3 protein-coding genes are annotated in these 1,975 nt (G+C 35.8%); all 3 read left to right on the forward strand.

The annotated features are described in order from the left end of the window. Positions 1-164 precede the first annotated feature (164 nt). The 3 genes from NXS07_RS19680 to NXS07_RS19690 all read left to right on the forward strand — a co-directional run bounded on the left by NXS07_RS19680 (position 165) and on the right by NXS07_RS19690 (position 1,231). Positions 165-374 carry a helix-turn-helix transcriptional regulator gene (locus NXS07_RS19680; RefSeq protein ID WP_258087479.1) on the forward strand — a complete coding sequence of 70 codons (210 nt, stop codon included), beginning with the start codon at positions 165-167 and terminating at the stop codon, positions 372-374. 64 nt (positions 375-438) lie between these two features. Next, positions 439-732: a type II toxin-antitoxin system TacA family antitoxin gene (locus NXS07_RS19685; RefSeq protein WP_038201853.1), complete on the forward strand. Its 294-nt coding sequence runs from the start codon at positions 439-441 to the stop codon at positions 730-732. Further along, positions 716-1,231, forward strand: coding sequence for a GNAT family N-acetyltransferase (locus NXS07_RS19690; protein WP_038215586.1), 516 nt, complete (start codon positions 716-718; stop codon positions 1,229-1,231). The genes NXS07_RS19685 and NXS07_RS19690 overlap by 17 nt, the downstream gene beginning before the upstream one ends. Positions 1,232-1,975 lie beyond the last annotated feature (744 nt).

Below are 1,975 nucleotides of genomic sequence, written 5' to 3' on the forward strand. Positions count from 1 at the left end.
CTCATGGTTAATCAACTCTTATGATGGAATGGTGGGGCATTATTATTGCACGAAATTCCTCATGACGACACCATCTAAATGAAACATCTGAATTCAGAAATTTATGACATCGATACTGAAATTTTTACTTTAAAGGGTTATCACTAATAAGAATAGTTAACTATGTGCATCCTAGTGAAATCATTGCTGAAACATTGGAAAACATGAACATAAGCTTACGGCAGTTCGCCAAAGCAATGGAGATTGATCCCTCCATTGCTAGCAAATTGCTCTCTGGGCATAGGTTCGTTACGCTTGAAATGGCGTTGCGGTTGTCCATGGTGATAACTGTATTGATATTTTTGTATGCCATTATGGCATGCAATTTGGTATAAATTGATTTTGTGTGCCATAATGGCACTATCTGGAATTGATCTATATTGAAGAGAAGGTGAAATTATGGGCACTTATTCCGAGCGTAAAGAAACCCGTTTGGTTGCGCGAACATCTTTAGAAATACAAGAACTTATACAAAGAGCTGCCGATTACTCTGGTGCAACCCTTTCGCAATTTCTTATTGAAGCGGCAATGGATAGGGCACGCAATGTTATTGAACAAGCAGAAATATTGCAGCTCTCAATGGCAGGTACAGATGCATTATTTGTGGCGTTGGAAAACCCACCAAAAGTAAGTAAGAAGCTTCTTAAAGCAGCAGCAGATTACAAGGATGAAGTGAATGTCCTTGATAATTGAAGAAATCACTCAACAACATAACCGTAAAGCATTTGATTGCGGTGTCCGTGAATTAAATCAGTTCTTACAACAACAAGCCCGACAGAAGGCCATAAAACATATCTCAAAAACTTACGTCGTTTGCCGGGCTTCAGAACCAACGACTATCCTCGGATATTATACTCTTAGTGGGTATTCCGTGATAACACAGCCGGCCCACAGAGATTATAAAAAATATCCCCACCCACTTAATGCGGTAAAATTAGCTCGTCTTGCTGTGGATAGTTCATATCAAGGACAAAGATTAGGAGAGAAGTTATTGATTGATGCTATCTATCGAACGGTGTTAGTTTCACAGCAAATATCAGCTATCGGATTATTTGTTGATCCAATGAGTCCTGAAGTCATTCCGTTTTATCAGCAGTATGATTTTTTATCGGTTGAGCCCGATGAACATTCATGTCTTGAAATGTGGTTGCCTATTAAAACTTGTATGGAAGTTGCTAGTGTTTTGCTGTGAGTGGGGAAGAACAGCATTATTTACAAATGTTATTGTGCGGTAAGAGATTTGACGTATGTTTGTTGTGATGATTGGATATGATTCAGGGTGCTATGGCGATCAAAGCTTGTATTCATTGCGGTTGAAACGTTTGGAGAAATGTGTGTTCACCTATGGCAATATTTAACTATATAGCGGATTATAAACTGGTCACCAGTATTCCGTGTTAACTGGTTAAGAAAATTTATATAATTGAAGTGGCTATAGTATTTACACTAAGATACGAACATACTCCATCATAGAAAGGCTTATTACTATTTTATCGGAAAGCTTTTCTGCTGTTATTGATGACGTACTGGAAATTTTAAATATAATTTATCTTTTTAAGTCGTCATATCTTTTTATAATAGTGGTAATTCAATACAGTCTCTTGCTCCTGTGCAAACTAAAGTTTTATCTCAATTTAAACAAATATTGATAGTTGAGAAGAGTCTTAAGTAGATAATTTAACTGTATTTTTCAGATGTGGCAGATGCGTTGAATATTAGGTCTGTTTTATGGTGAAAAAATATCACTCTATTGTAGAACTGTAGTTGTTGAATTAATCGCCCTAGTTTGATTATTGATTTATAGGAAACATATTAATTTATTTTATGGTGTTTCATGAAGAAAGTTATATATTTCTAAGATAAGTAATCAAGAAAAATTAATTGCAAATTTAGCACCATAACCTTCCAATAGAGTATTTAGCTCATACTCCACGGT

Source organism: Xenorhabdus bovienii, assembly GCF_024721015.1.
GTDB lineage: Bacteria > Pseudomonadota > Gammaproteobacteria > Enterobacterales > Enterobacteriaceae > Xenorhabdus > Xenorhabdus bovienii.

Bases quoted from the DNA above. Each gene is read 5' to 3' on its own strand.
- NXS07_RS19685 (WP_038201853.1), top strand. From the start codon at position 439: ATGGGCACTTATTCCGAGCGTAAAGAAACCCGTTTGGTTGCGCGAACA.
- NXS07_RS19690 (WP_038215586.1), top strand. From the start codon at position 716: ATGTCCTTGATAATTGAAGAAATCACTCAACAACATAACCGTAAAGCA.